Origin of the sequence: Enterococcus sp. FDAARGOS_553, assembly GCF_003812305.1 — a bacterium.
GTDB lineage: Bacteria > Bacillota > Bacilli > Lactobacillales > Enterococcaceae > Enterococcus_D > Enterococcus_D gallinarum.
Window position 1 is genome coordinate 1,985,149 of record NZ_CP033740.1, and the last position, 24,866, is coordinate 2,010,014.

General features: G+C 39.7%; 23 protein-coding genes and 1 tRNA gene. 12 read left to right on the forward strand and 12 right to left on the reverse strand.

The window, feature by feature from the left end; all coding sequences use genetic code 11:
* Nucleotides 1–51 precede the first annotated feature (51 nt).
* From EGX73_RS10020 to EGX73_RS10030, 3 genes are all read right to left on the reverse strand, one after another.
* The gene (locus EGX73_RS10020) at nt 52–525 is read right to left on the reverse strand and encodes a hypothetical protein (protein ID WP_021149538.1); all 474 of its coding nucleotides are present in this window, start codon (nt 523–525) and stop codon (nt 52–54) included.
* Nucleotides 501–1,241, reverse strand: a complete 741-nt coding sequence (locus EGX73_RS10025) for a hypothetical protein (protein WP_123866918.1) — start codon at nt 1,239–1,241, stop codon at nt 501–503. Before EGX73_RS10025 ends, EGX73_RS10020 begins: the two co-directional genes overlap by 25 nt.
* A gap of 156 nt (nt 1,242–1,397) precedes the next feature.
* A complete protein-coding gene (locus tag EGX73_RS10030) occupies nt 1,398–3,479 on the reverse strand; it encodes an LTA synthase family protein (protein ID WP_123867082.1) in 2,082 nt (693 codons plus the stop codon).
* Between the two features lie 239 nt (nt 3,480–3,718).
* Here EGX73_RS10030 and EGX73_RS10035 point away from each other — a divergent pair, with 239 nt between their 5' ends.
* The 3 genes from EGX73_RS10035 (at nt 3,719) to ybaK (ending at nt 6,276) form a co-directional block, all read left to right on the forward strand.
* On the forward strand, nt 3,719–4,888 hold the full coding sequence (locus EGX73_RS10035; RefSeq protein ID WP_005472001.1) for a class I SAM-dependent rRNA methyltransferase: 1,170 nt from the start codon (nt 3,719–3,721) through the stop codon (nt 4,886–4,888).
* A 5-nt stretch (nt 4,889–4,893) separates the two neighbouring features.
* On the forward strand, nt 4,894–5,655 hold the full coding sequence (gene aroD, locus EGX73_RS10040) for a type I 3-dehydroquinate dehydratase (RefSeq protein ID WP_003127834.1): 762 nt from the start codon (nt 4,894–4,896) through the stop codon (nt 5,653–5,655).
* A 129-nt stretch (nt 5,656–5,784) separates the two neighbouring features.
* Nucleotides 5,785–6,276: a Cys-tRNA(Pro) deacylase gene (ybaK, locus tag EGX73_RS10045; RefSeq protein WP_003127835.1), complete on the forward strand. Its 492-nt coding sequence runs from the start codon at nt 5,785–5,787 to the stop codon at nt 6,274–6,276.
* 83 nt (nt 6,277–6,359) lie between these two features.
* Here the strand turns inward: ybaK and EGX73_RS10050 are convergent, their stop codons facing one another.
* Together EGX73_RS10050 and EGX73_RS10055 are read right to left on the reverse strand one after the other, a co-directional pair.
* On the reverse strand, nt 6,360–7,397 hold the full coding sequence (locus EGX73_RS10050) for a tagatose 1,6-diphosphate aldolase (protein ID WP_003127836.1): 1,038 nt from the start codon (nt 7,395–7,397) through the stop codon (nt 6,360–6,362).
* Nucleotides 7,398–7,610: 213 nt separating this feature from the next.
* Nucleotides 7,611–8,882: an NAD(P)/FAD-dependent oxidoreductase gene (locus EGX73_RS10055; RefSeq protein WP_123866919.1), complete on the reverse strand. Its 1,272-nt coding sequence runs from the start codon at nt 8,880–8,882 to the stop codon at nt 7,611–7,613.
* A gap of 162 nt (nt 8,883–9,044) precedes the next feature.
* Between EGX73_RS10055 and gdhA the strand changes: the two genes are divergently transcribed.
* The 3 genes from gdhA to EGX73_RS10070 all read left to right on the forward strand — a co-directional run bounded on the left by gdhA (nt 9,045) and on the right by EGX73_RS10070 (nt 12,495).
* Nucleotides 9,045–10,394 (forward strand): NADP-specific glutamate dehydrogenase, encoded by a 1,350-nt coding sequence (gene gdhA / locus EGX73_RS10060; protein ID WP_005472006.1) that lies wholly within the window; start codon nt 9,045–9,047, stop codon nt 10,392–10,394.
* 105 nt (nt 10,395–10,499) lie between these two features.
* Nucleotides 10,500–11,846, forward strand: coding sequence for a glucose-6-phosphate isomerase (locus EGX73_RS10065; RefSeq protein WP_005472008.1), 1,347 nt, complete (start codon nt 10,500–10,502; stop codon nt 11,844–11,846).
* Nucleotides 11,847–12,288: 442 nt separating this feature from the next.
* On the forward strand, nt 12,289–12,495 hold the full coding sequence (locus EGX73_RS10070; RefSeq protein WP_005472093.1) for a hypothetical protein: 207 nt from the start codon (nt 12,289–12,291) through the stop codon (nt 12,493–12,495).
* A 122-nt stretch (nt 12,496–12,617) separates the two neighbouring features.
* Here EGX73_RS10070 and EGX73_RS10075 read toward each other — a convergent pair whose 3' ends face one another.
* The 4 genes from EGX73_RS10075 to EGX73_RS10090 all read right to left on the reverse strand — a co-directional run bounded on the left by EGX73_RS10075 (nt 12,618) and on the right by EGX73_RS10090 (nt 16,624).
* Entirely contained in the window at nt 12,618–14,420 is a 1,803-nt protein-coding gene (locus EGX73_RS10075; RefSeq protein ID WP_041120568.1) for a glycerophosphoryl diester phosphodiesterase membrane domain-containing protein, read from the reverse strand.
* 126 nt (nt 14,421–14,546) lie between these two features.
* Entirely contained in the window at nt 14,547–15,146 is a 600-nt protein-coding gene (locus tag EGX73_RS10080; protein WP_003127844.1) for a TVP38/TMEM64 family protein, read from the reverse strand.
* Between the two features lie 249 nt (nt 15,147–15,395).
* The gene (locus EGX73_RS10085) at nt 15,396–15,869 is read right to left on the reverse strand and encodes a threonine/serine exporter family protein (protein ID WP_123866920.1); all 474 of its coding nucleotides are present in this window, start codon (nt 15,867–15,869) and stop codon (nt 15,396–15,398) included.
* A complete protein-coding gene (locus EGX73_RS10090; RefSeq protein ID WP_003127846.1) occupies nt 15,866–16,624 on the reverse strand; it encodes a threonine/serine exporter family protein in 759 nt (252 codons plus the stop codon). Before EGX73_RS10090 ends, EGX73_RS10085 begins: the two co-directional genes overlap by 4 nt.
* A gap of 284 nt (nt 16,625–16,908) precedes the next feature.
* Here EGX73_RS10090 and EGX73_RS10095 point away from each other — a divergent pair, with 284 nt between their 5' ends.
* The 3 genes from EGX73_RS10095 (at nt 16,909) to EGX73_RS15940 (ending at nt 18,063) form a co-directional block, all read left to right on the forward strand.
* Nucleotides 16,909–17,475 (forward strand): TetR/AcrR family transcriptional regulator, encoded by a 567-nt coding sequence (locus tag EGX73_RS10095; RefSeq protein WP_005472096.1) that lies wholly within the window; start codon nt 16,909–16,911, stop codon nt 17,473–17,475.
* A gap of 82 nt (nt 17,476–17,557) precedes the next feature.
* Nucleotides 17,558–17,645, forward strand: a tRNA-Ser gene (locus EGX73_RS10100).
* Nucleotides 17,646–17,901: 256 nt separating this feature from the next.
* Nucleotides 17,902–18,063, forward strand: a complete 162-nt coding sequence (locus EGX73_RS15940) for a hypothetical protein (RefSeq protein ID WP_003127848.1) — start codon at nt 17,902–17,904, stop codon at nt 18,061–18,063.
* A gap of 95 nt (nt 18,064–18,158) precedes the next feature.
* Here EGX73_RS15940 and EGX73_RS15945 read toward each other — a convergent pair whose 3' ends face one another.
* A complete protein-coding gene (locus EGX73_RS15945) occupies nt 18,159–18,308 on the reverse strand; it encodes a hypothetical protein (RefSeq protein ID WP_003127849.1) in 150 nt (49 codons plus the stop codon).
* A 366-nt stretch (nt 18,309–18,674) separates the two neighbouring features.
* Here EGX73_RS15945 and asnB point away from each other — a divergent pair, with 366 nt between their 5' ends.
* Complete coding sequence (gene asnB, locus EGX73_RS10105) at nt 18,675–20,570, forward strand: asparagine synthase (glutamine-hydrolyzing) (protein WP_003127850.1); 1,896 nt, start codon at nt 18,675–18,677, stop codon at nt 20,568–20,570.
* 93 nt (nt 20,571–20,663) lie between these two features.
* On the opposite strand, the gene EGX73_RS10110 is transcribed toward asnB, so the two are convergent.
* Complete coding sequence (locus EGX73_RS10110; RefSeq protein ID WP_003127852.1) at nt 20,664–21,467, reverse strand: Cof-type HAD-IIB family hydrolase; 804 nt, start codon at nt 21,465–21,467, stop codon at nt 20,664–20,666.
* Nucleotides 21,468–21,734: 267 nt separating this feature from the next.
* On the opposite strand from EGX73_RS10110, the gene EGX73_RS10115 reads away from it, so the two are divergent.
* Together EGX73_RS10115 and EGX73_RS10120 are read left to right on the forward strand one after the other, a co-directional pair.
* The gene (locus EGX73_RS10115; protein ID WP_003127853.1) at nt 21,735–23,174 is read left to right on the forward strand and encodes an NCS2 family permease; all 1,440 of its coding nucleotides are present in this window, start codon (nt 21,735–21,737) and stop codon (nt 23,172–23,174) included.
* A 239-nt stretch (nt 23,175–23,413) separates the two neighbouring features.
* On the forward strand, nt 23,414–24,616 hold the full coding sequence (locus tag EGX73_RS10120) for a multidrug efflux MFS transporter (protein ID WP_005472097.1): 1,203 nt from the start codon (nt 23,414–23,416) through the stop codon (nt 24,614–24,616).
* Between the two features lie 47 nt (nt 24,617–24,663).
* Here the strand turns inward: EGX73_RS10120 and EGX73_RS10125 are convergent, their stop codons facing one another.
* On the reverse strand, nt 24,664–24,846 hold the full coding sequence (locus tag EGX73_RS10125) for a YjzD family protein (RefSeq protein WP_003127855.1): 183 nt from the start codon (nt 24,844–24,846) through the stop codon (nt 24,664–24,666).
* Nucleotides 24,847–24,866 lie beyond the last annotated feature (20 nt).

Below are 24,866 nucleotides of genomic sequence, written 5' to 3' on the forward strand. Positions count from 1 at the left end.
ACCATCGTCATCGATGGTTTCCTTTTTGTGTACCTATAAAATAGAAAAGTCTCATTGTTTTGTGATATAGGGGGTATGAGCCAAGCGTTCATCTTCATTCATTAAATAGATCGATAGCTGAAATTGTTTTGCTAGTTGACTGCATAAAGGCAGAAGGGCTTGGATGTCGGCGGTATGTAAATTTTTTGAAAGAGTCTCTAAAACTATGACCGGTTTTTCCAATAAAAGTGCCAGTAACAATTGTACTTTAACTTCTTCTAAAGAAGTGAGTTCATCTAAGGATCTTTTCAAAAAAGTCGGTTCTAAATGAACGGCAGTTAACAGCTCTTCCAAAGGTTTTTCTTTTTTATTGGCTAAGGAAAGATTATCTTTCAATGATAGAAAGGGGACATACTGCCATTTTGGCTCGATGGTAACCGCTTGGTTAGTTTGCAGAAAGTGTGCCAACGTCTCTTTCGCAGCAAGGTCATTGGCTGCAAGATAGAAAAGACCTGGGATGTTTAGTTGATTTTTTGGTTTTTCCATTGCTGATTCCTCCAATAAAAACAGTGGCTGGTGACGACGACTAACGTAATGATTGAGACTGAACCAACGAGTAGGACAAAGGTTTGGCGTAAACTTTTTAGAATCATTGACAACCATTCATTGCTGTTCAATTCAACATTCTGAATGAATGCTTGGCTTGTTTGTGGAATCGTAATGCCGAAATCCGCTGTTGTTTGGCTATTGACCGACTGCCAAATCTGCAAGGAGGCATCTTCTCTGTCGAAAGTTGTGATATGACTGGTAATCATTTCTCGTTGAAAGAAAGGCTGAAATAGAATCAGCAATGCAAAGACGAGGACGATGATTGCAAGCAGTGGCAGGAGGACTTCCAAGAGCTGCATTCCTACCCATTGCCGCGAGGAAGCTCCGCTCATCAGCCATGCCTGAAATTCCTTTCTTTTCATTCGTTGGTAAAAAATAATGAAACCTGTGAAAACCAATAGGAAACTGATGAAGATCAACAGAAAAAGATTCTGATAAATAGATGCAATCGTTTGGATCTCTTGTGCGATTTTTGCCGGCATTTCTTCGCCAATCAAATAATCTTTGGCTTGTGTAAATAATTGGTTCAATGAGTGGAGCAGAGTATCACTAATGATTAAACCAATCACGGCAAAAAAGGTCAACAATCCATAGAGGATCAATGCTTTTTTATGATAATGAATGCTGGCTACAGCAAAACGAAAAGTTTTCATTCAATTCACCTCATTCTACTATCTAGTATAAAAGGGGAGTTTGAATAAAGTATGAAGTTCTTGTACAAAAAAAAGAAAGTCAGCGGAGACTTCTTGATTTTTTGTGCAAAAAAGTACCGCGAGCGATCAAACGCTAGCGGTACTTTTGATTGAAGCTTATTTATCGGTCTCTTTGACCATTTCTTCGTATTCTTTATAGGTCTTCGTATGATACAAATCGACGGTCGATTTCTCACCATTTTTTGAGAAGACACTCGTTGAATCGGCACCGAGTTCTTTTTCTTTGGCACTCAATTTTTGTAAGGAATTTTTGTAATCATAGTTATCTGGATCGACTTCTTTCAATCCGCTTTTCGCATAGAAGCGCAACAGATCTCCATTATTAATTTGATCAGAGACCGACAGTTGTTTATCAACTTTGGCTTTCCATTCATCCACTTGCTTTTGTAAGCTTGCAGAAGGACTTGGGATCGCCATGCCAGTACTGTTACTGTAAAGGACGCCTCCGTAATAAGTATACTCTGGTGTAACAAAGTCACCGTCTCTAAATGCAACGAGCTGTTCGTTTTGTTTCGAGAACAAATCTTGACCTAATTGGATATATTTCGAAGTATCTACACCTAACAGATGAAGTAAGGTTGGTAAAGCATCCACTTGACCACCGTACGTATGATTGATTCCGCCCTTCGATTGTCCAGGAATATGGATCATGTAAGGGACACGCTGTAAGGCTGCATTATCAAAATTAGACCAGCTAGCGCTATCTTTACCAAGCAATTCTGCTAAGTTTTTGTTTCGCGAATTTGAAATACCGTAGTGGTCACCGTATAAGACGATCACAGAATTATCATACAAACCAGATTCTTTCAAGTAGTTGAAGAATTCTTCAACTGCTCGATCCAAGTAGTTGGCAGTAGCAAAGTACCCGTTGATCGTTTCATCAGAAGTTGTTGCTAACGGGAAGCCACCTTCATCATTGGTAAATTCAGAGTATGGGTAGTGATTAGAGACAGCAATAAATTTGGCGTAAAATGGTTGTTGCAACCGTTCCAAGTATTGCGCTGATTGTTCAAAAAACGGTTTGTCATGCAACCCATATTGGAATGAGTTATCTTCGTTGACATCATAGTAAGAAGCGTCGAAGAAGTAATCATAGCCAAAGCGTTTGTAAGTCTCGTTTCGGTTCCAGAAGGTACCAGTGTTTCCGTGAAAAACGGCTGATGTGTAGCCTTGTGTTTGTCCTAAAATATCTGGTGCTGCTTCAAAGGTATTCTTCCCGCCAAGTTGCGTGAAGAGAGCCCCTTGATTCAAACCAAAGAGTGAATTCTCAAAAAGTGTTTCCGCGTCACTGGTTTTTCCAGCTTTGACTTGATGGAAGAAATTATCAAAGCTAAATGTGCTTTTACTATGATACAAACTATTAATGAATGGCATCACTTCATGTTCTACGCCATTCTCATCTTTTAATTTATAATCGATCAGAAATTGTTGTGTACTTTCTAAATGGACATAAATGACATTTTTTCCTTTAGCGATCCCGAACATGTCGTCATTAGGTTCTGCATAATGCTGCTTGACATAACTTTCGACTTCGTTCATATCATTGGGACTAGCTTCTGCTCGAACTTGAGAAGCTTGATACGTCTGCACACCATCATAAACAGTAAATGCATTGATCCCTAAATATTTGACCAGGTAATCACGAGAAAAAGTTCTAGTCAATAATTCTGGACGATCTGCTTCGGCTAAGAATAAATTTCCTGAGAAGATCATTACTGCCAATGTTGAAATAGCAAAAGCCATCCGAGCTTTAACGGGACGCTGATCCATTTTGATTTTCTTCATAACGAGAGCGGCAATCAAAATGACGAAGTCCACGAAGTACAATAAATCGTAAGGTCTGAAAAGACGAATCGCACTTTCTCCCAGACCACTAGCAACTTTTCCGGCACCAAGCATCGTATTGATGGTAATGAAATCCGTGAACTCTCGATAATAACTGACATTTGAGAACAGTAGCAGTGTCATCAAGAAATAGATGGCGATCATGGTGATATAGGCTGCTTTTGTTCGTCTCACATACAGTGCGATCGAAAGTAAAAATAAAGTTGTTGCGATTGGATTGATAAATAAGATGAAGTATTGCACAGTGCTTTCAATCCCAAGGTGGAAGTCCACCAAATAAGCAAAGATATTTTTTAACCAAAATAATAGGGCCAATATGAAAAAAAAGCCCATTCTTGTATTCACAAAAGTGGATACTCTATTTTTTTTCAAGGGAATCTTCCTCTCTCTTTCCAGCTTAAACGAATAAGATTCGAATTTACATCATCCTATATTCTACTAGTCCATCGAAACAGTGTCAATCGAATTCCCTGTCGTGGTGCGGAATTAAGTATTTCTTTACTTTCAAGAATACAGACAAAGAAACAGGTTTTTGCTATACTTATCAATAGAATGAATGGAGCAGATAAACGATGAAAATGAATTTAAGCAAAAAAGGAATCAAAAAATTCCATAAAAAAAACCCATTGATCCAAGAAGATGATCTCCTGCAAGTCAAAGACACACAGGATTGGGTCTCTTTTGTCGATTCGCAAGGGAAAATTGTCGGAACCGGCTATCTAGGGAAACAGAATAAAGGCATCGGCTGGGTATTGGCTTTTGAAGATTGTCCGATCAACAAGGACTTTTTTGAAGCAGCTTTTGCAAAAGCCAAAGCCAAAAGAAGTGCTTACTATGGCAGTGAAGAAACAGATGCTTTTCGTATCGTTAATGGAGAAGGCGACCACTTAGGTGGATTAACGATTGATCTCTATCGAGAATTTGCCGTATTTTCTTGGTATAACGAAACATTGTACCAAAATAAATCTCTATTGATCCAAGCGTTCCAACAAGTTTTTCCAGAAGTCAAAGGAGCGGTTGAAAAAATCCGCTTTGACTCTGATCTGCCAGAATCAGCAGCCGTCTATGGAGAGGAGGCGCCCGAACCGCTAATTGTGAAAGAAAATGGCGTTCACTATGCTACCTATCTTAATGAGGGACTGATGACCGGGATTTTCCTTGATCAAAAGGAAGTACGCGGACAACTCGCCGAAGGGCTGTCAGCAGGCATGACAGTGCTCAATATGTTTAGTTATACCGGTGCTTTTTCTGTTGCAGCTGCGATGGGCGGTGCGACAAAGACAACGAGTGTTGATCTTGCCAAGCGCAGTTTGGAGAAGACCAAAGAGCAGTTTGCAATCAATGGCTTTGATCCAGAAAAACAGAAGATTCATGTGATGGATGTTTTTGGCTATTTTAAGTATGCCAAGAAAAAAGAGCTGACCTTTGATATGATCATTTTAGATCCGCCTAGCTTTGCCCGCAACAAGAAAAAAGTCTTTTCTGTCGCAAAAAATTATGGTGAACTGGTTACGGATAGTTTGGCGATTATGAACAAGGAAGGCTTGTTGATTGCTTCAACGAATGCTGCCAACCTTTCCCCAAAGAAATTTCAACAAATGATCGAAGAAGCAATGGATCAGGCACAAGTCACGTATCAATGTACACAAGAATATCGACTACCAAGTGATTTTGCAGTTGATCCTAACTTTTTAGAAGGGAATTACTTAAAAGTATTCTTTTACCAAATCAAAAAGGAGTGAGACGGATGGTTCAAGTAAAGTCAATCGAGTTGGATGGCAAGCACCCGCGCATTTGTGTGCCGCTGACCGGAACAACTAATGAGGAGATTATCAAGCAAGCCCTAGCCGCAGAAACTTCGGATGCAGAGATCATTGAGTGGCGGGCTGATTATTATAAAAAAGTCGATAGTTTATCCGACGTTCTGGATGTACTTTCTCACGTTCGGACCACTCTAAAATCAAAAGTTTTTCTGTTTACGTTTCGAACCATCGAAGAAGGGGGACAAATCTCTTTCACTTTGACACAATATAAACATTTATGTCTAGGCGTTGCAGAATCTGGATTGATCGATATGATTGATATAGAACTGGAAAAAGCTGAGTTTTTAGGCAGAAACTTTATTCAGAAAATCAAAGAACATCAAGTGAAATTGGTGTTAAGCAGTCACGATTTCGACAAAACACCAGAAGATGCTGTGTTGATCTTAAAAATCGGGATTATGAATCAATTTGGCGCTGATATCGGAAAACTAGCAATGATGCCTCACAATGTGCAGGACGTTTTGCGTTTGATGGGCATTATCAATAAAGCGCGGGGATTCAATCAATTACCTTTAGCAGTCATGTCAATGGGAAATCTAGGCAAAATCAGCCGCGTCAGTGGTAGTCTGATCGATTCAGTCATGACTTTTGCTGCGCTGGATCAAGCTTCTGCCCCTGGTCAGATTCCAGTGGAGCGGATGAAAGATTATTTAGCTGAGTTTTCAATCGAAACAATGAAAAATTAAACAATCGGGAACATAAACAGAAAAAAATGGGACAGACTAGTCCTATAGTTTCGAGCAGTCTTAAATGAGACTCTTAAAATTGAAGTTGTAAAGAAAGAACCAGAAGTTTGGATAAATGAGGAATGCGTCATGGCAAAAGTAAAAAAAACAAATGCGATTCGGATGGTAGAACAAAAGAAACTCTCCTATCAGGAATATACGTACGAATGGTCAGAAGATCATTTGGATGCAGGGTCTGTTGCTCAGCAAATCGCTCATCCAGAAGCCATCTATAAAACGCTGGTAGCAGTTGGCAATAAAACGGGTCCCATCGTCGCAGTCATCCCTGGAGATCACGAATTAGATTTGAAGAAAATTGCTAAAGCCAGCGGCAACAAAAAAGTAGAAATGTTGCACTTAAGAGACCTAGAAGAGACCACAGGGTATATTCGCGGTGGATGTTCACCGATCGGCATGAAGAAACTCTTTCCAACCTATATTGATGAAAGTGCGCGACATTTGGAAGAAATCATCATCTCAGCAGGAAAGCGTGGTTTACAAATAGGACTGTCTCCAACAGATTTGAGCAAATTAGTCCGCGGACAGTTTGTCTCGCTGACTGCTATTTCTGAAGTTGGCTAAACAGGAACAGACAAAACAACAGAGCCGCTGCATTGAAGTAGGATACTTCAATGCAGCGACTCTGTTGTTTGTTCTATGGACAATTATTCCATAACGGAAATATCAAAGACTTCAATATTATCTAATCCACCATAAAATTCATACCATGGGGTAGCATATTCTTTTAGAATAGCATTCAGTTCTTCGACATTTTCCCGGCCTTGCGTATCTAACCAATCAAGCAGTGCTTTTTCCCCTTGTTTTCCATAGATTTCCACGCTGTCTCGCCAAGTTGCACGTCCGCCAAGAATACCAGAGAACTTTGCCCCGTGTTCGCCGGCAAAGCGTAATTCTTCTCGGAAGATGTTTGCAGGAACCCCTGCACTTAAGTAAATGAAAGGACGAGTAGCGGCATCGCTAGCTTCTCTAAAGTAGTTGGCAGCTTCTTCTTGGGTATACACAGCTTCTAAGCCTTCTTTTTGAAACCCTTCAACCAAATCAAATTGTACGGGTACTTCAACTTTTAAAATATCGATATGGTATTTGTCTTTGGTCAATTCTTGAATCGTTCGAATGACTTTTCCAGGTTTGATTTTAGCGAAAGCCGGTGATTTATCATCGGTGATTTCATCGTCGTAGACGATTGGTTCGACAAAAATTGGGATATCGGCTGCTTGTGCTTCCGTACCTAAACGTTCTAGAAAAGCATGTTTCGTATCAAGAATCTCTTGCGGTTCATCAGGATTGTAATAAACCAGCACTTTAGCTGCGTCAGCTCCTTTTTGGACTAGACGTTGCAGAGATTCATTTGGCAACAGCTCCGGCAATCGTCCTGGAGTATTGACATCATAACCGGTTTTTTCATAAGACAGAATCAAACCAGCATTAGGATTTTTCGCTTCGATGCCTTGAAATCCATATTCTTCATCCAATAAAATGCTGCTGACATACTTTGTCAATTCTTGTGAAACCAACCGTTTGAAGTCATAAATTTGTTCCATTTTGAAATTATCGGGCCCTGTGGCAGCTTTCATCATTTTTTTCATTGATCCTCGCTGATCAATGGCCAATGCCGCAATCACCCCATCTTCATTTGAAAGTTTCTGCATTTTTTCAAATTTGCCTCTTGAAATACGTTTCATTTGTCCAGCCTCCTTTAAGTTCTCTTTCAGTCTACGCCTTCTCACAAAAATCGCCAACTAATAAGCAATTTCTAGAAATGCAAACCAAAAAACGAAGCTTTGTCACTACCCCGCAAGCAATGGGATGTGACAGCAACTTTACTCAGATGCAAGTCTGCGAAAGATTCGAAATTCCTTGTATTTCATTGTGTCAGATCGTTAAGAGAATAAAGACTATCCTTGTGAATAGTGGAAATAGCTCGCCATTTCTGCCGCATGCTTGCCAGCGACATGACCAGTACAAAAGGCAGCAGTGATATTGAATCCACCGGTATAACCGTTGATATCGAGTAATTCGCCGCCGAAATAAAGGCCATTGATACACTTACTTTCCATTGTCTTGGGATTCACTTCTTTTAAATGAATCCCTCCACCCGTCACAAAAGATTTTTCCAGCGGAAATGTTTTAGAAATTGTGACAGAAAAGCCTTTCATGATAGCTGCTAAAGCCTGTAGCTGGTCTTCAGTTGTTTGCTCAGCCACCAGATCAGAAAGTGCCAGTCGATGGATAAAGAACTCTAGCAGACGTTCCGGCAAGATGCCGCTCAGTGCATTGACTAATTTTTTCTTCGAATGAGCTGCCACTGTTAGCTCATTCACCAATTCACTCGCTGTTTTTTCTGGAAAACAATCCAGCATCACTGTGACAGGTGTATGACTCTTCAATTCTTGATTGACAAAAGAAGAGCAGCGCAGTGCAGCTGGACCCGAAAGCCCGAAATGCGTGAACAAGAGATCCATGGTATGAGAGACAACGGTTTTTCCTGTAGAATCCAAAACAGATAAAGCAATATCTTGTAAAGAGATGCCTTGCAGTGTGCGTGCTTTGATAAATGGCTCCTCTGATATGAGGGGAGACTCGGTAGGATAAAGCGGTGTGATGGTATGCCCTACTTTTTTGGCCATTTTGTAGCCGTCTCCAGTTGCTCCAGTCGAAGGGTAAGTTCGACCACCAGTCGTCAGGATCACACAGGGCGCAGTAAATTCTTCGAATTCTGTTCGAACGCCTTGGATCTGAGTCTCATCATGAAGTAATTTAGTGACGACTGTATTGGTCAATAGAGTGACTTGTTTCTCATGGAGCGCCTGTAATAAGCCTTCAACGATCGTTTTCGATTTGTCTGTGACAGGAAACATCCGTCCGTGATCTTCTTCTTTCAGAGGGACACCATGGGATTCAAAAAAGGTCATCACATCGAAATTATTGAATTGCGAGAATGTACTATATAAAAATTTTCCGTTGCCGGGAATATGGGCGATCAAATCATCGACAGAGCGATGATTGGTCACGTTACAACGACCGCCGCCGGTCATAAGCAATTTTTTGCCAACTTTTTTATTTTTTTCTATAAGTAATACGTCTGCACCGTTTTCGGCTGCTGAAATAGCGGCCATCATGCCACTGGTACCAGCACCAATCACGATCACATCATAGGATTTCTTCATCTTCCTTCACCTCTTTGTGGATTGTACCATATTGCAGGAACAAGCGGGGAGAAAGCTGTTTGTTCAATGAATCGAAAAAAAATTCTGACAATTTCGTAAAAAATAGATGCAATTTCTGAAATTTTCTATAAAATAGAATTTAACTAAAGGAGGTAGTGCCTGATGACAAATGCTTCAGAGTATGTAAAAGCGATCCAAGAGAAACTGCACGAAAAAGATCAGAACCAAACGGAATTTTTACAAGCGATAGATGAATTTTTACCAACAATCATTCCTTTCTTAGAAAAACATCCAGAATACATTGAATCGAATTTGGTTGATTTATTAACAGAACCAGAGCGATTTATTCAATTTCGTGTGCCATGGCAAGATGACCAAGGCAATTGGCAAGTCAACCGCGGTTATCGGATCCAATTTAATTCTGCATTAGGGCCTTACAAAGGCGGCCTGCGTTTTCATCCCAGCGTCAACTTAAGTATCTTGAAATTTTTGGCTTTTGAGCAGATTTTCAAGAACAGTTTGACTGGATTACCGATTGGTGGCGGCAAAGGCGGAAGTGACTTTGATCCAAAAGGGAAATCAGATGGAGAAGTCATGCGTTTTTGTCAAAGTTTCATGACGGAATTAGCAAAACATATCGGCCCTGACTTAGATGTGCCTGCGGGGGACATTGGTGTTGGTGGCCGTGAAATTGGCTATCTCTTTGGGGCTTACAAACGTCTGAAACAATATGATGCTGGTGTCCTTACAGGAAAACCATTGGACTTTTGGGGAAGTAAAAATCGGACGGAAGCTACCGGTTACGGGGCAGTCTATTTTGTTAAGCATCTGTTGAAAGATTTAAAGGAAAACTTCCAAGGGAAACAGGCAATTGTATCTGGAAGCGGCAATGTAGCCATTTATGCGATTGAAAAATTGCATGAGTTGGGCGCAAAAGCCATCACTTGCTCTGATTCTTCTGGCTTCATTTATGACAAAGAAGGTATCGATCTGGCATTATTGAAAGAAATCAAAGAAGTGAAACGGGAACGTTTGACAGCATATGCCAACGCACGCCCCTCAGCAGAGTACCATGAAGGCGCTTCTGTCTGGGACTTCGATGTTCAAGCGGAATTAGCCTTCCCTTGTGCGACTCAAAATGAAATCAATCTAGAACAAGCCAAACGGGCAAAAGCGAATGGTGTCCGGATTGTTTCTGAAGGTGCCAATATGCCAAGCTCTCTTGAAGCGGCAGAATATTTTATTGCGCAAGGAATCTACTATTGTCCTGGGAAAGCGGCTAATGCGGGTGGCGTAGCGGTTTCTGCTTTAGAAATGAGTCAAAACTCACAACGTTTGCAGTGGGAGCAGGCAGAAGTCGATCAAAAATTGGATGAGATCATGAAGAATATTTATGATGCTTGCCGTGACACTGCAGAAGAATTTGATCAAAAAAATAATTTCATGCTAGGAGCAAATGTGGCTGGATTTGAAAAAGTTGCTAAAGCAATGTTTTCTCAAGGACTTGTCTAACTCTGCCAGATAGGCGATATAATAAGGAATTACTTGAAAAAAGTTCAAAAAAAACGTAAAGTAGTACTTGTATGAAAAACTAATTTTTTTCAAGGAGGACAAATCATGTCACACATCAAATTTGACTATTCAAAAGTAGCACCATTCGTGAATGAATACGAATTAAGCTACATGCAAAGTCAAGTTACAGCAGCAGATAAACTCTTACGTGAAGGTACTGGTGCAGGTAACGACTTTTTAGGCTGGATCGACTTGCCTAAAAATTATGATAAAGAAGAATTTGCACGAATCAAAAAAGCAGCAGAAAAAATCCAATCGGACTCAGAAGTATTAGTTGTTATCGGTATCGGTGGTTCTTATTTAGGGGCAAAAGCTGCGATTGATTTCTTAAACCATTCATTCTATAACTTGCTTTCATCAGATGAACGGAAAGCACCACAAATCTTTTTTGCCGGAAACTCAATTTCTTCGACTTATTTAGCTGATTTGATCGAAATCATCGGTGATCGTGATTTCTCTGTCAATGTCATTTCTAAGTCAGGAACGACGACAGAACCTGCGATCGCATTCCGTGTCTTCAAAGAACGCTTGATCGAAAAATATGGCAAAGAAGAAGCAAACAAACGTATCTATGCAACGACAGATAAAGCAAAAGGTGCCGTTAAAGTTGAAGCAGATGCTGAAAATTGGGAAACATTCGTAATTCCTGATGATGTTGGCGGACGTTTCTCTGTCTTGACAGCTGTAGGTCTATTGCCAATCGCTGCTAGCGGTGCGGATATCGATGCTTTGATGCAAGGTGCAGCAGACGCTAGTGAAGCATATGCCAGTGATGACCTTGAAAAAAATGAAGCGTATCAATATGCAGCAATGCGTAACATCCTTTACCGCAAAGGAAAAGTAACCGAATTGCTGATTAATTATGAACCAGGAATGCAATACTTCTCTGAATGGTGGAAACAATTATTTGGAGAATCAGAAGGAAAAGACCAAAAGGGAATTTACCCTTCAAGTGCTAACTTCTCAACTGATTTGCATTCATTGGGTCAATATATCCAAGAAGGCCGCCGCAACATCTTTGAAACTGTTGTTAAAGTTGAAAAACCACGTAAATCAATCACAATTCCTACGCAAGAAGCTGACCTTGATGGACTTGGCTACTTACAAGGAAAAGAAGTTGATTTTGTAAATACCAAAGCCTTCGAAGGAACGTTATTGGCTCACACAGATGGCGATGTACCAAACTTATTGGTTAAGATCCCAACGATGGATGCCTACACATTAGGTTATACAATGTATTTCTTCGAAATCGCTGTAGGTATTTCTGGTTACTTGAATGGTGTGAATCCATTTGACCAACCTGGCGTGGAAGCTTATAAGAAAAACATGTTCGCCTTACTTGGCAAACCAGGCTTTGAAGAGCTTGCAAAAGAATTGAACGAACGTCTATAATTTATCGTTCTAATTAAAAAGAACCAGTCCTCCGATCATTCTTCTGAGGGCTGGTTTTTCATTTATATAAGCGGATGGTTCAGAATAAGGACGCTTATTCATTTAACCATAAAATGACCGTCACAATAGGGCATTAATTTGTGGTCTTTAGGAACAGTTAACCAATCAAGGAGTCATCAACGATTTTCCTTTAAACCAATCAATAATGCGACTGTCAAGAGACCAAAAATACATGTTTGGATTACTGGCATTCTGCTCATCTCCTTTCCTTTATGTTACTAGGACTTTCTGGAAGATGCACGAACACACCAGTCATAAGAAGCGAACGATTTTGTCATCTTGTCTGCGGAAATAAGTAGGTGCCAAATTTATAATAAAAGCGCTTGCATAAATCGGTATTTTTGTTATTATATTTTTAGAAAAGAAGTTCTGAGGTGGTAAGATGCTAGATATTGAAATTGGAAATGCCTATGTGTGTCAACCTATTGGGGCAAAAAAAACGCTAGTCGGTGTAATTGAGAAGCTGTATGAGCATACGGCTCTTGTGAAAGTGACCGATTATGAGATGGAGGATCAATCCATTGTATTGGAGTGCAATCAGCGGATGTTGGTAAAATTTGATAAGATTACCGCAGTGGCTGTGGCTTAATAAAAACAAGACTGGAACTCGCTAATAAAAATGTATTATGCCAGCATGCTGAAAAGTCAGCTTGTAGGCACTGATTCATCTTTATTGACTAGAGTCCAGTCTTTCTTTTTAGCTGGCGTGAATTAGCCGACGCCGATCACAAAGTTCAGTAGCTTATCTGAGTAAGTCATTTCATCGGTGGACACACTGAGGGTTTGGTTCAAAATATCCATCCGATCGGTAATGATGCCGTCCACACCGTAGAACTGCATCCGACTGATCTCGGCATCATCATTTGGAGTCCAGACAAAGACATCTTTATGATCCGTTTTGGCAGATGAAACAAAGTTGCGGTTGATCGTACTATATTCCATCGTTAAAAAATCAGCACTTGTTAATGGAGGGCCAACGATGTTGAAGGGCATGATATACCCAGCAGTTAGTTCCGGAGCCTCTTGTTTCAATTCTTCCACTACATTATAGGTCAAGCTTTGTAGAATATGTTCATGTTCGGCTAGATTTTCACGGTAGCGTTCAAGGAATGAATGGACTAATGTTGTCGTATCTTTTCGTTGTGTCTTGATTTCTACTAGCAATTTCTGATTCAACGAATTCGCTAAGGATAAATAGTCATCAAATGTAGCAATCGGAGCCGTTTGTCCATTTTCAGAGACGGTTAATTTTTGTGCTTGTGCCAAAGTTGATTGCTCCGGTTTCTGATTGAAGCCAGTCAACGCTTTAAATGAAAAATCGTGATAAACAATGAAATGACCATCGCTAGTTTGTTGAACATCCATTTCAACGTAATCAGGATGGTAGTTCTCACTAGTGAAGCGCAGTGCTTCTAATGAATTTTGAACGCCTTGAGCATTGCTGACGCCGCGATGCGAGATCGTCAATGGTCGAGTATTAGCGGCAGAGGTCAGATAATTCATGTTGTATAAACTTACTCCTACCCCGAAGAAGACGGCTACTACAGTAATCAAAGAGGCTTTTAGTCGTTGAAAATTTCTTGCTGGCAATGGTTCTTCACTGAACCATTGTGGTATCTCAGGTAAGAAACCTTCATCGTCCATAAAATCAACAATGATATAGAAGATGGCAACGGTAGACAAAATGATATTCAACAACAAAACGAGTTGAAGGAGCGTCATAATGAAGACTGCTGAATACAGCGCATAGTCAGCGAAAAGTTCTTCAATGATCGCTTGCAGGATAATCAAAAAAGTAAATCCTACTGTTGAAATGAATAAGATCGCGCCGCCAATAAAGACAAATTGGCCAACAATCGCAAAGAAACGGCGTTTCGTTGTCTGCAAACTTTCTCGAATGGCCTGTCGAAAAGGAAGGTCACGTAAGATCATTTCTGGTAAAGCAAAAATCACACGAATCCCTAGATAAATCAAAAGTAAGTAGCCAAGAACCACGGCTCCGATAATCAATACACGATTCGTAAAGATGAAATCCATGATAAAAGCAGGGATTTTCACTTTAGAGAGCAAATCTGAGTTAAAACTTAGCCCGCCAATTGGCAAAATCAAAAAGAAATAAAACAAGAAAAACAAAAAGGTCATGGGGCGTAATTTGCGAATTTGTAAAAATGTCATTCGCAACAGCTGTCGCAATCGGACCGGCTGCTTTTTCTTGATGAAATAGACACTCAGAAGCAGGAATGTAAACTCAAAAAAAACTGCTAATAAAATCAACAACAAGATTAGAGAGAGCGAGAATAGAACCATTGGATGCTCTGTAAAAATACTACCTATATTGTCGAAAGATAAATAGGCTAATCCCCCACGACGCAGGATAAATTTTGTTGAAGAAGAAAGCAGTGGGATAACCAAAAAAAGCAAGAAACCATGCATTAGCAGAACATCTCGAAAATAAGCATCGCTTGCCTTTAGAAAATCCCAAGTGTTGATCAAACTATTTTTTAGATATTTCATGTTGTTCATCCTAACTCTAGACTATAAAAAACCGAACTATCGTGTTTGATTCCTGTAATGAAAGGAATGACCACCATCTATAGTTCGGGAATTTCCTGTATTTATTTTTGCTATTAAGCCCGGCACTTAGCCGCCTAATAGCCCTGTTAAAAACGTACCGCCATAAATCAATGCCATACTATATAAGAAAATTGATAATGGTTTTGCCAATAAAATGATCAAAGTGAATTTCTTGACTGAAATATTCGTTAGTCCAGCCATCAAACACAAGGCATCATCCGGGGCTACCGGTAAAAAGATAGCAAGTGCAAAGAGTTTTTCAAATCGACTTTGGTTATCCAACCAGCCAATATATTTATCATATGTTTTATCACTGATCATACTGAGGATGAATGGTTTACCATATCTTCTGCCAAGCAAGAAGATGATCACTGAACCAATACTAATGCCAACATAATTGTAGACAAATCCAAGATATGGTCCAAAAATCAAGACGCCAGCCGCACTGGATATCCCACCAGGAATGATCGGAATTACAACTTGTAAAATTTGTAGCAGCATGAAGATGATTGGTCCCAAAATAACAGAGTTGCCTACCAAACCACGCAGTGCATTAATATCTTTAAAGACACCTAGATTAATGAAGTAAATCGTTAAGGCAATAGATAGCCCTAATCCTATAATTGATATCGTATTAATGATACGACGAGAAGTGGCGATACTCACAGACTTTCATCTCCTTTATTCGTTTCTAATTCCACTATACGTGGTGTAATTAGAAAAATCCAGCAAAATAAATGACATTCGTCAAACAAATTTGTAAGATTTGATACCCTTATTATAAAAGAAGAATAGCAAGAAGGCATTGTACTAAAGTCTGAAATAAGAAAAATTTAGCAATTCATGTACAAATTATCACGAGTGATCGATAGGCAAGTTGTTTTCATCCTTAGTTATTGCTTTCATTTTTTATATTTATTTCCTAGTTGTCTCCTCTTTATCAAGTCGTGCTCTTCGTTTGTTTTGCCAACTTGCGATGGTCTTTTCAACGACACTCGTCATCATAAACCCGCCCGCGATTGCTCCTGCAGTGATCAAAACAATCATGAGGTTCTCTAATCCCAAAAGGTTATCTCCCAAGGCAAATTCACGAACAGCTTTATAAGCCGGACCACCGGGGACCAAGGGAACTAAACTAGGAATATTGAAGATGATCATGGGCATTTTCTTGCGTCGTGAAAAAAAGATGCTGACACAGCCAACCGCAAAGGCAGCATAAAAATTGGTACTACCAATGCCATGACCCATTTCATGCAGCTGCCAATAAATCATCCATCCAACAGTTCCAGCGATCCCGGTTGCAATCAATGCACGTTTCGGTATATTTGTTAATATGCCAAAGGTGACGGTACTTAAAAAACTAAAACAGACATGAATCAAAATGGTCATGATAACCCCCCAAACAAGGTGAAGACTGTAGCGATTCCTACGCCGATTGCGGCTGCAGTAAAGATAGCTTCAGTTCCTCGCGCAGTTCCACTGATCAGATGGCCAGCTAGAATATCACGAAATGAATTTGTGATGGCCACTCCAGGAACTAACGGCATCACGGCACCAATGATCAGGTTGTCAACATTTCCCGCCAAGCCCCCGCGAACAGATAGGATCGCTAAGCAGCCAATCACTAAAGAGGCGACGAACATATCCAAAAAGCGGATATCGATCGCTTTTTTCACCCAGAGACCTGTAATGAACCCGATGCTGCCAATGAAAAAAGTAACAATGAAATCAGACCAATTGCCGCCAAAAATAATCATTAATGTACTGCTGACCACTCCAGCACTCAATACTTGTAACCAGAGAGGAAAGCTTGGTGTGACTTGATTGATCTCTTTAAGAGATGCATACAACTGCGGTAATGTGATCTGTTTTTCTGCGAACGACCGGGAAAGCCGATTGACGGCCACTATTTTCTCCAAATTGATCACACGATCATGAACATTTTCAACTTGAGCGTAGTGACTGCTTCGTAATCCCATAAAGATGCCTGTAGCGGTCACATAACTGATACTATTGGCTTCGCCAGCGTTAGCAGCGATACGATTCATGGTATCTTCGACTCGATAAACTTCGGAACCATTCTCCATCATGATTTTTCCTGCCAAGAGGCAAGTTTCTAACAATAACTCATCTGTTTCTTGCATTTTAACGCCTCTCTATCTTGAAAAGTAATCCTCCTATTAGTTTACCTTTTTCATTCCAATTCAACAAGAGAAGTATCCGGTGAGTTAAATAACTAATAATAAAGAAAATATCTTATTTTTTGAAAGCAACCATTTTATTTAAATTGGTAAAAAACTTCACAAATAGCGGTGTGGATATAATTGTAGAACAATTCAGACAGTTATAAGATAACGAAATGAGTATATTGTTTTTCAATTTGGAAAATCTCGGTTACAATTAGATAAAGGAAAAGGGGGATTTATTGATGCGAAGAAAGGTCTATACAAGAGAACATATTTTGAAGGCCGCTTATGAGTTGATCAATAAAGAAGGATTTGGCAACTTTACCGCCCGAAATATAGCAAAGCAAATGGGGATTTCAACACAACCGATTTATTTGGAATTTGAAAACATGCAGGATTTGAAAAACACTTTAGTTGAAGCGGTCTTCAAAGATCTTTCAGAAAACGTGTTTCCTGTTGAACGGACTGGTGATAAAGTCATTGATTTAGGATTAAACTACATTCACTTCGCACAAGAAAAACACAACTTGTATATTGCTCTTTTCGTAGATGACTATGGCGGAGGGAAATTGATGCACGATTTTTCGTCTGATTATTTCAAAAAATTGATCAAGTCCGAACCAAAGTATGCGGATCTATCGGAAGAAGCGATTACAGCCTTGCACAATGGTGCTTGGATCGTTGTTACCGGCATTGCTTCATTGATGTCAGCTGGAATCATTACGCCAACGGAGGAACAAATCATTAAGGTGATCGAGGAAACGATCACTGGGATTTTAGATAGAACAGACATTTTTATTTTTCAATAATAACGAATCTGCAACCATTTTTTCGGATGGATTGCAGATTTTTTCTTGACTTTTTCTGAAAAAAGTAGAAAATAAACGTTATGGAGAGTTGGCAGAGTGGTAATGCAGCGGACTCGAAATCCGCCGACCCGGTTCATCCCGGCGCGCAGGTTCAAATCCTGTACTCTCCTTACAGTAACGCTTTGAAGCGTTTGGCCTATCCTTGGTGATAGGCTTTTTTTGTTTTGTAAGTAAAGACATGGGGAGGAGGGGCCCGAGGTATGAGAAAAGCATCGTACACGACTCATAAAATTTAATTAATGAGTTGATTCAGGCAGCAGTGAGAGCTTAGGAAACGAGTTTTGATAATGTCATGCCATTGCTTCTTTTTTTGAACGAAATCGATTAAACTAGAAGAAAGAGAACAAGAAAGCAGAAGGTGATAAAATGGCTGAGTTTGAAAAAGATTATGTCATGCGCCAAACGAAATTAGCTGTTAAGGGACTATCCGTTTTTTTGAAGGATGAATCAGTAGATGAGATCATGCAGTTGGATGAACAGCAGAGTGGACAAAAGAAAGAGCCAGAAGAGGAAAAGCAGTTGGAGTAGCTGTTTAATTTCATAACAAAACAAGAAAGCACCTGCTATTAGTCTTAGCGAGGTGCTTTCAGTACGAATCGGTATCCTTCATTTGGATGAACTCCTTATGCAGTTTTAGTCAATTCTTGTACAGCTTGTTCGATCGTCACACCAGTTGCAAAACGGTTAGCATCTTTTTTATCAAAAACGATAAAAAGGTTCAGTTTTGTATCTAGAGTAACTCGATATTGTAGTTCTGTGTTATAGAATGTCATAGTCATTCTCCTTTCAGTGTTATTCGTAACGAAAGGCAACGGTTAAGTTGATAACGAAATTCCATGATCAGAATAACACGTTGCTTGGCGTCTGTCCAATAATAACTGAATGGTAGAGGAAGTTTACTAAAAATTTATTAAGGAGAACAGAAGTTATCTAAAAAAATCAAATAACAAATTTGTAAGGAAGCTCCTTTAGTATCTGAGTAAAAAGCGGTATGAAGCGGTTTTGCTTGAAAAACTCTTTTTGTTGGGTTAAATAATTAATTTATTATATTTTTTTAAATTTAATTTTATTCAATTTATGGTAAGATAAGATTTGTTTCAGGGAAAATGAAAAAGGAAAATGAAAATGGATGTGAAAATATGTGCGGAATTGTAGGTTTCGTTAATACTAAAGACCAAAAAGCCGAAATCATTGAACAGATGATGGATCGAATCATTCATCGCGGTCCTAATAGTTCTGGAAAATTCATTGATGACCAAGTTGCTCTTGGCTTTCGGCGTTTATCGATTATTGACTTAGAAGGCGGTACGCAGCCTATTTATAATGAAGATGGAACGAAAGTAATCATTTTTAATGGTGAAATCTATAACTTTCAATCTTTAAGAGAAGAATTGATCCAAGCTGGACATGTCTTTACGACTCATGCAGATACTGAGGTTCTTCTTCATGGGTATGAAGAGTGGGGAACTGATTTATTGCAAAGAGTTCGCGGCATGTTTGCTTTTGCCATTTGGGATCGCGAAAAGCAAGAACTTTTTGGGGCAAGAGATCATTTCGGAATCAAACCTTATTATTACGCGGAAATGAATGGTACATTCATGTTTGGTTCAGAAATCAAGAGTTTTTTACCACATCCAGATTTTGAAAAAGAATTGAATAAGGATGCCTTAAAACCCTATTTGACTTTTCAATATTCGCCACTAAATGGCGAAACATTCTTTAAAGGCGTTTATCGCTTACAAGAAGGTCACTATTTTACTTATAAAAATGGCGTCATGGACATTCATGAATATTGGGATGCAGACTACAGTCATAAAGAAAACTATAGCAAAGAAGATTGGGTCCAAAAAATCGATGATACCGTTCAAGAATCGATTGCTGCACACAAAATCAGTGATGTAGAAGTAGGGTCATTTTTATCAAGCGGTGTCGACTCAAGTTATGTTGCCGCTGTTCTGCGTCCAGATCATTCTTTCTCAATTGGATTCGATGACAAGACCTATAATGAAGCAATTGAAGCTAGAAAATTGACCAAGATGCTGGGATTGAACAATACAGCAGCGGTGATTGATGGCGAGATGTCCTTCAACGCTTTTCCACTGATCCAGTATCATTTGGATGAGCCCGACTCCAATCCGAGTTGTGTCCCGCTCTACTTTTTAGCTAATCTCGCCTCGCAACATGTTCGTGTTGTACAATCTGGTGAAGGCGCAGATGAATTATTTGCCGGCTATGCTGCTTATGGTTGGCATACGAACTCCAAGATGATTCGTGTATTTGCTCAAGGATTGAAAAAATTACCTAAGAATATTCGATTCAAATTAGGCCGGACAATTGGTAATATGAGAAACTTCCATGGACGAATTCATCTCTATGAAGCCACCGCACCTGCAAAAGATTTCTTTATCGGGCAAGCGCTGGTCTTTGAAGAGCAAGAAGCCACTGAGATATTGCATCCAGACTATACTAGTGGACCATCAGTGGCGGAAATCGTCGCCCCATACTATGAAAAAGTCAAAGATCTTGATGAAGAAGTCAACAAAATGCAGTATTTGGATGTTCATCAATGGATGCCCAAAGACATCTTATTAAAAGCAGATAAGATGTCAATGGCTAGTTCTTTGGAATTACGGGTGCCATTACTTGATATTGAAGTCATGAAAGTAGCTCAGACGATTCCGACAAAATATTTGATCAATCAGTACAATACGAAAGATGTCTTTCGTCAAGCAGCAAATCGTCACCTCCCAACAGAATGGGCCAATCGGGAAAAATTAGGTTTTCCGGTCCCTATTCGAGCATGGCTGAAAGAAGGGACTGGTTACAAAACCGTCAAAGAACTATTTACAGCGGATTTTGCTGCAGAATTCTTTGACCAAGAAAAGATTTTGCAATTATTGGCTGATCATCGCGCCGGTAAACAAGGACTTCAACGGAAAATCTGGACGATCTACACTTTCTTGACCTGGTATAAAGTATTCTTCATTGATGAAAAAATTCCTAAGGCAGAAACAATCATTTACGAAACAATTTAAAAACACGAGGACAGATGTAGTCCCTCTAAAGTCCATTTTCATACAGACTTTGGAGAGGAGAGACATCGAATCCTCGTGTTTCTTTTTGTCTTTTTATAGGGCTAATAAATTTTCCAAGTAGTCAGCTAAGCCGTCCTCGGCATTGGTTTTATCCGTTACATCATTGGCAATAGATTTTAATTGTGCGGTTCCATTTGCCATAGCCACACCCCAGCCGGCATATTCCAACATTTCTAGATCATTGTGTTCATCGCCAAAGGCAATAATATTTTTGGGATCAATCTTCAGATAATCGGAAATCACTGATAGACCTAATGCTTTATGGACCCCTTTTGGAACAATCTCCAAAATTGCATGAGGACCGCCCCATGTACGGACATCAACCGTGTCATTGAATTGATCATTGATTCGTAGAGCAACAGACTCAGCGAATTCATTTTGTGTTTTGACCAATAAAGAAGTCGGATCAGATTTCATGTTCTTCAATAAGTTTTCTTCAGTAATACTATCGGAAGAAAAGAAACGCTGATCAAAGCCTTCAAGTTGATCGATAAAAAAGGTTTCCCGATTTTCTGCAGCAACAAAATCTAAGTTCAGGTTCTCTTTTTGAGCCATTAGTTCAAAAGCGATTTCTTTTGACACAGAGAATTCTGTTTCATTTGCCCATACTTGACGAGGTTTGTGTACCAAACCTCCATTAAAATTGATCATAGGTGTTTTTAGGGCTAATTGACGATAAAACTGATCACTCATTCGAAAAGGACGACCGGTTGCGATGGTCACATAATGTCCAGCTTTCGTTGCTCGTGTCAAAACATCAAATGTCCGCTTTGAAATTTGGGACTCTGTATTTAAAGTAGTGCCGTCTAGATCGATGGCAATTAGTTTTTTGTTCACTCGACTCGCTCCATTCTCTTTTTCTAGTTGTTTAAGTGTAACACATTTTACTGATTTCACAAGAGATGAAAGGGGGATGGTAAGTTTCTGGAAAAAATCAGCTTCTTAATAAAACACGAACATTCAGATAAAATATTTGGTTTTTGTTAATTTTTTTATTGTGGAATAGAGGGGATTCGCCTATAATTTGTAATTGTTCGATGGAAAGTGCAATTATTCTTTTCTTTTCAGAAACACTAACTAATCTTGTAGGAGTGAACGATTTACATGGAAAAGTTTTTCAAATTAAAAGAAAATAAAACAACTGTTTCAACAGAAGTGATGGCTGGGGTAACCACCTTCTTTGCAATGAGCTACATTCTTTTTGTTAATCCTTCGATTCTTTCCGCATCTGGTATGCCTTTTCAAGCAGTCTTTCTGGCAACCATCATTGCCTCTGTCATTGGAACGCTGGTCATGGGTCTCTTTGCAAACGTACCGTATGCGCAAGCACCAGGAATGGGATTGAATGCCTTCTTTACCTTTACAGTTGTCTTTGGGTTAGGCTATTCTTGGCAACAAGCATTAGCTATGGTCTTTATCTGTGGTGTGATCAATATTTTGATCACGATCACTAAAATTCGTAAATTGATTATTCATGCCATTCCAGAGAGCATGCAACATGCCATCGGTGGTGGGATTGGGATCTTCGTTGCTTACGTTGGGTTGAAAAATGCCAATCTATTAAGTTTCAGCGCGGATACTGCAGCAGTTACTGGATCAACTGTTGATGGTGATACGATTGTTAGTGCTTCATTTAATGGAGGCATCGTGCCGGCACTCGCTAACTTTAATAATGCACCAGTTATCTTGGCAATCATTGGCTTGGTTTTAACAACGTTATTAGTGGTTAAAAACGTCCGAGGAGCAATTATTATCGGTATCTTAGGGACAACGATCATTGGTATTTTGATGGGTGTGGTCGATTTAAGCACGATTGATTGGCAAGGAAACTCTTTGGGAAGTTCAATTAATGAACTTGGAACAACTTTTGGCGCTGCGTTTGGCCCAGAGGGAATGGGTTCATTGTTTAGTGATTCTGCTAAAATTCCTCAAGTGATCATGACGATTATTGCCTTTAGTCTTTCAGATACATTTGATACTATCGGCACATTTATTGGAACAGGGCGCCGTACTGGAATCTTTTCTCAAAAAGACGAAGAAGCGTTGGAAGATAGTAAAGGGTTCAATACAAAGATGGACAAAGCCCTTTTTGCCGATGCAATTGCAACTTCGATCGGTGCGATCTTTGGAACATCTAATACCACTACTTATGTTGAATCAGCTGCCGGGATCGGTGCTGGGGGACGAACAGGATTGACTTCAGTGGTAGTAGCAGCTTTGTTTGCCATTAGTAGTTTCTTTTCACCATTGATTTCCGTGGTCCCTGCTCAAGCAACAGCGCCGGCATTGATTTTAGTCGGTGTGATGATGCTCGCTTCATTTGCGGATATCAATTGGTCGGATCTTGAAGAAGCAGTTCCAGCATTCTTTGCTTCGATCTTTATGGGACTTTGTTACAGCATTTCTTATGGAATCGCAGCTGGTTTTATCTTTTACGCAATCGTTAAAGTCGTAAAAGGAAAATTCCGCGAAGTATCTCCAATTTTGTGGGTCGTAAATATTCTCTTTATTTTGAACTTCATTATTTTAGCTGTGATCAGCTAGTACCAATCAATAAAGAGCACTGATTTCTGGTCGTGCTTTTGACAATGAACTATCCAAACTATAACGGATTCTTTCTTTGGTCGATGAGCTGCTTTATGTGGGCTGTAAAGAACAAAGAAGGCGAAATCGGTTGTAGTGGGGATAGTTTTATTTTGTAGACAGATCACACAATCTTCTGTCTTTTTTAATTTTACTATTTTAAAAAATGCGGTATAGTTTAAGAGAAAGAGGGTTTTGACATGAAAATTGATTGGAAACGAAATCTCCTAATTTCTTGGATTGGCTGTTTTTTTACTGGTGCAAGTTTTAGTTTAGTTATGCCGTTTATTCCGCTATATATTGAAGAGTTGGGAGCGCCAAAAAGCCAAATCGAGCTGTTTTCAGGTCTGGCAATCTCAGTGACTGCGTTTGCAGCTGCAATCATTGCACCGGTTTGGGGAAATTTAGCAGATCAGAAAGGTCGCAGATTGATGATGATTCGGGCGGCTGCTGGTATGACAGTCACCATGGGCTCATTAGCCTTTGTACCGAATGTCTACTGGCTATTGATTATGCGCTTCTTTACGGGGATCCTTTCGGGTTATATTCCAAATGCGACAGCATTGATTGCTTCTCAAGCCCCGAAAGAAAAGAGTGGCTGGGCACTAGGAACATTAGCAACCGGAGCTATCGCCGGAAACTTGATCGGGCCTTCTATGGGTGGTGCTTTAGCACAGTGGTTTGGTATGAAGAATGTATTTATCATCACAGGGGTCGTTCTTTTGATCACATTGCTGCTAACGATCTTTTTGGTTCAAGAAGATTTCGCACCTGTTGAAAAAGGGGACCTTCTATCTGTCAAAGAAATTTTTGGACAAATCAAAAACCTACAACTATTGATTGGCTTATTTATTACTTCATTGATCCTGCAACTTGGTGTAACAAGTATCAGTCCAATTTTGACTTTATATATCCGTGATCTAAGCGGCAATACAGGAAACCTTTTATTTGTCAGCGGGTTGATCGTATCGATTGCCGGTGTTTCAGCTATTATTTCTTCGCCAATATTAGGTAAAGTAGGGGACCGCTATGGAAATCATAAAGTGTTATTAGGAGGACTACTGCTTTCATTCCTTTGCTTTATTCCAATGGGCTTTGTTACGTCACCATTCCAATTGGGCGTTCTACGCTTTCTTTTGGGCTTCTCTACTGGTGCGTTAATGCCATCGATCAATACGTTGATCAGTAAAATCACCCCAATGGAAGGTGTTAGTCGAATTTATAGTTACAACCAAATGTTTTCTAACTTTGGACAAGTGCTTGGTCCAATGGTCGGTTCAACCGTTGCCCATAGTTTTGGCTACCCAGCCGTGTTTTGGGTAACCAGTGCGTTTGTCTTTTTGAATATTTGTCTTTCTACATTTAATTTCCGTAAAAATTTTCATAAGCACGATCTCAGTTGAAAAGAAAAAAAAACCAGTTACAATGAAGGTAACTGGTTTTTCTTCTATTAATGACTTGTCTTTTTTGGCGAAGGTGCAATCAAACCAAGAAGGATAATTAGTACACCTGCTACCAAAGAGATGATTGAGGTCAATTGGAAATCATAAGTAGCTCCCGCTAGTGAGCTGCCTAGATAGCCGACAACTTGGCCTAAGATAAATGTCCAAAATAATGTTGCTAAGTAGCGCATGACGACACCTCTTTTCTGCG